Origin of the sequence: Geminocystis sp. CENA526 (assembly GCF_050753365.1) — a bacterium.
Lineage (GTDB): Bacteria > Cyanobacteriota > Cyanobacteriia > Cyanobacteriales > Cyanobacteriaceae > Geminocystis.
Genome location: NZ_JBLZFY010000176.1, coordinates 1 through 5,063, shown reverse-complemented (window position 1 = coordinate 5,063; position 5,063 = coordinate 1). Strand labels below are relative to the sequence as shown.

The 5,063-nt window shown below is 38.4% G+C and carries 1 protein-coding gene; it reads left to right on the top strand.

Annotated elements, in window-relative coordinates:
- Positions 1 to 183 precede the first annotated feature (183 nt).
- The coding region (locus ACN4EE_RS21960) for a beta strand repeat-containing protein (RefSeq protein WP_431708650.1) at positions 184 to 5,063 on the top strand (4,880 nt) is incomplete at its 3' end.

Here is a 5,063-nt window from a genome sequence, read left to right as displayed (position 1 = left end):
TTTAGATTTTCTTAAGATTTGTAGTAAATAGTTGTAATTCTAACGTTAACAGTGTTTTCCCAACAGGGATAATGTATATTTCTTTACAGGAAGGTATTGAAAAAGATAAATACCTTATATACAATGACAGTAACTTTGTTAAACATAAGAAGTTTAACGAGAATTCCCCATTAAGGTATTGCTATGTTGAAAAAAACTGGTTTATTTGTTGTTATTCTATCATTTCTCGCTCTGTTAGAACCTCGATCGAGCCAAGCCCAAGAAATTAAAGTCGATGGTAGTACTGCCACCATTGTAACCAAAGACGGCGATCGAATCACCATAGATGGTAACACCTTCTCAAGAGACGGTAAAAACCTATTTCACAGCTTCAAGGAATTTGGTTTAACACAGCAACAAATAGCCACTTTTCTGACGAATCCCAACATTCACAATATCTTAACGAGGGTGACAGGGGGCAACCCTTCCTACATTAACGGCTTAATTCAAGTCGTCGGGGGAAATAGTAACCTTTTCTTAATGAATCCAGCAGGGGTAGTTTTCGGCTCAGGGGCTAGTATAAATGTTCCAGCAGACTTTACCGCAACCACAGCAACAGGTATCGGTTTCAATAATGGCGTTTTTAGTGCCGTTGGTAGTAATGACTATAGCAACTTAACAGGGAATCCCACTAACTTTATTTTCAATACTAATCAACCGGGTAGCATCATCAACTCAGGAGACTTGAAGGTTTCTGAAGGTAGTAATATTAACCTCATCGGTGGTAATATTATCAATACAGGCACAATAGAAACCCCGAACGGTAAAATCAACATACAAGCCGTTGCAGGAACATCAAGGGTAAAAATCACCCCCGAAGGCAGTTTGTTGAGCTTAGAGCTTGATATACCTAAAGATGAGCAAGGAAATTTACTAGGGTTCACCCCTCAAGATTTGCCATCTTTACTCACGGGAGCGCATAACGCAGAAGTAGCCACTCCCAATGTAGCAGTCAACAATAATCAAGTACAAGTAGCTAATGTTAATATACCAGAAGGCACAGGAAGTTCGATCGTTTCAGGGAAGATTAATACATCCTCCGAGAGTTTAGGAGGAGAAATCACAGTTTTAGGAGAGAGAGTCGGTGTAATTGACGGAGAAATCACCGCTAACGGTGCGCAAGGAGGCGGAAAAGTCTTAATTGGGGGCGATTTTCAAGGGAAAGGCTCGATTCCCAACGCTCAAACTACCGTAGTTAATAAAAATAGTACCATAACCGCTAATGCTACAATTAATGGCGATGGTGGAGAGGTAATTGTGTGGGCTGATGGTAACACTTCCTTTACGGGTAACATTGAGGCAAGAGGAGGCATTAATGGTGGTGACGGTGGATTTGTGGAAGTTTCAGGGAAAGAAAACCTTAACTTTAATGGAAATGTTGACACTACAGCTAGTAAGGGGAATATTGGTACTGTATTGTTAGATCCCTTAAATGTTATCATTAGTAGTATTGGTACAAATGATAGTGAAATTGCCGATGGGCAAATCTTAGCGGGGGATGGGGGAAATGCTGATTTCAATATTTCTCAAAATGCGTTACAAAGTTTACCGGGTACAACTAATGTTGTGATAGAAGCCACTAACAATATTACTGTTACCGAATTAGTGGGCAATACTATTACTTTTCAAAGCAATATTACCACAGGAGATCAACCCCGTACTTCTGTCACTTTCAGAGCGAATGCTGATGGCATTGGTGGCGGTGATTTTTCCATGAATCCTGAACACACTATTATCGCAAGGGGAAGAAATGTTAATATTTCTGGAGAAAATATTACCGTAGGTGCGATCAACACTGCCACTAGTGTTGGTAGTAACGGCAGTGGTGGAAACATTGTTTTAGATGCTAACAATAATATTTTTATTGAAGGACGACAACAAACGCCAAATGGAAATCAAAATTATAGTTTGGCAAGTTTTATTTCCAATGATTCTGGAAGTGAGAATGCGAAAGCTGGACTTATAACTCTTATTGCCAGAAATGGAAATATCACAATAACTCAGGCTGATGCTAACATTATTGGTGGTGTGGGAGCTAGAGCGTTGGGTGCAACGGATGATATTATTATTCTAGCCCCTAACGGTACTCTTAATTTACCTAGTTCCATATTGATAGATAATGTTGATTTTGGTAGTGATGCCGTAACTTCTGAGGAAATAAGTATTCAAGCACAACAAATAAATGGGGGGAGTATTGCTTTTTTAACAAATGCTGATGACATCTTTATTAGTGGAAATCCAAACTTTAATCTAAATGCCAACGTTATAACAACTAACGGAGCAGTTTTTCGCATTGGCGGTTTTACGGCTACAATTGAATATGGTGGCAACCCACCGGAAACCTTTGTAGTTCCATCCCCTACTAACGTTGATCTTGCTTTATCCAATATTAATATTAGAAGTGACTTATCAGTTATCGCTTTGCAGAATATCACCAATAGCGGAAATATTATAGTAGCAGGGGACACTACGTTAACAACTCCCAATAACATTTCCTTAAATCCGTTAGATATATCGGGAAACTTAATTATTAATGTATCTGGGGTAGCTGAGTTAAATCAAGTTACCGCCAACAGTTTAACAACAAATGATCTTTTCGGTGCAACTTTCGGCACAACGAGATTAAACGGTAATATAACGACTATAGGAAGTCAAAACTATAATATAGCAGTTATCCTTGATAACAATGTTACCCTCAGTACCAGTAATAGTGCGATCACATTTTTGCAGACGGTAAATGCTGGTGGTGGCAATAGTGATTTAACGGTTAATACAGGTAGTGGAAATATTAGCTTTAATAATGCCATCGGTAATGTTCAACGATTAGGAGTTATAAACTTAAATAGTAGTGGTACAACTTTATTAAATGCCGTTAATGCTAATAGTTTAACGAGCAGTGGTTTAACTTTATTAAATGGTAATGTCACCACCGTAGGAAATCAAACCTATGGAGAGGAAGTAATTATCGGAAGTGCGATCGCACTATCTGGTGCTAATGTCGATTTTGCCAATAGGGTTAACAGTGAAACGGGAGAAAATAACAACTTAACCGTTACCAGTAATAATGCAACTTTTAGTCAAGCTATCGGGAATAATCAACCATTAGGAGATTTAAGCCTGAATGTCTCAGGAGAAACTCGGTTAAATGCCGTTAATGCTAATAGTTTAACCAGTCAAGGGGGTATGACAGTTTTAAACAGTGACATAAATACTATTAATAATCAAAATTATAACAACGTTAGTCTTACTAACAACCTCAACTTAAATAGTAATCAAGGGGGGGTGAGTTTTACAGGGGCAGTGGATGCCAGTGGTAATAATTTAAGTATCCGTAGTTTAACTGGTGTTAATTTTGCTAACCAAAACTTTGTTTCTCTAGGAGGTAACTTAGCTGTTACTACTTTTAATCCGATGGGTGAAATTATCATCGGTAGTGGTAACAATAATCAATTCGTTATCACAAATCTCCATCGTGTCAATGGATTTAACTCCATCACTATTGGGGAAAACAGAAATTTAGGCTCAATTACCGTTAATCAAGATTTGATAGTTAATGATCCTTTAACTTTTCAAGCTAGTAATATATTTATTAATAACAGAATCGATGGTGTCGATAATGCTTCTATTTCCCTTTTCGGTTCTAAAGCTACCACTATTCTTAATGCTGACATTACCAGTGACGGTAATAACATTACCATTGATGACAATGTGATTCTTGGTAATGATGTAACTATTTCTACTGGTGACACAACTATCGCTGACATTGCTATTCTCGGTAGTATTTCAGGCAATCAGAATTTAACTTTATACGCTGGAAACGGTGATATTTCTATTACTGACAATGTTAGCTTAAGTAGTCTGGAAGTAACATCAAAAAATTTTAGATTCAGTGGTAATTCTATTTCTACTTCTGATAGTCAGACTTTTTATACTGATATTTCTTTAGCAAATAATACCCAGTTCAGTTCTCAAGGTACTTTTTCGGCTCAAAATATTTCCAGTGATAACTCTGATGTGGTGATTAACGCTGATAGTATTACTACCCAAAATATCATAACTCAGGGCGGCAACATCTCCATCACTAGCACTGAAGGAGCTATAACTACTCAAAACCTGAATACTTCCGCTACAACAGGAGGTTCGATCGAACTTAACTCGAATACTACCATTAACACGGGAACGATTCAAACTAGCGGAAATAACAGGGGAGGTAACGTCACCTTGAACGCCTCAGAGGATATTGTTATTAGTAGTATTGATGGAAGCAGTAGTCAAGGAACCGGGGGAGATGTAGAAATCACCACCGCTGGAAATCTCCGTGTTACTAGCACTATTGGCAGTGGCGTAAGCATTAGCACCACCGGAACTGTGGAAAGTGGTGCTGTTACCATAGATTTATTTCCGGGTAACTCAGAAGATGGAGTAATTACAGATGCTCGTTTACCCTTTATTGTGGGAAATGCCAGTGAAAATGGCACGGCCGGAATTATCTCGAATACTAGGTTTACCATTGGGGAAGGTGAGTATTTTATTAATACTACCAGAGGTAATTTAAACTTAAAACTTCTTAGTCGTTTTCCCACCAATTTGAATAATTCGATTGAACCTCCCGCCGGTGTTGATAACCTCGTTGTTAATGTTGCACCCCCCATTATTAACTTATCTACCATTAGTGAAGCTCAGAAGATTTTAGCTGCTATCGAACGGGAAGCGGCTGAAAAACCAGCATTTATCTACGTTAGTTTCACTCCAAAAGGTTTTCAACCAAAAGATTTAGACGCAGAATTTGCTCGTCGAGAAGCTCTCAATACTCAAGAGTTTAGTCGAGTGAACATCAATAAACCGAATCTGCAACCGACTATCGGCTTACAACCGGCCGAAGATGATCAACTAGACTTATTAGTTATTACCAATAAAGGTGAACCGATTCGAGTTACTGTACCCGTGACACGTCAACAAGTGGTGGATTCTGCTCTTAATTTATCGATCGAATTATCGTCCGATCGACTCGATGAACAATATAA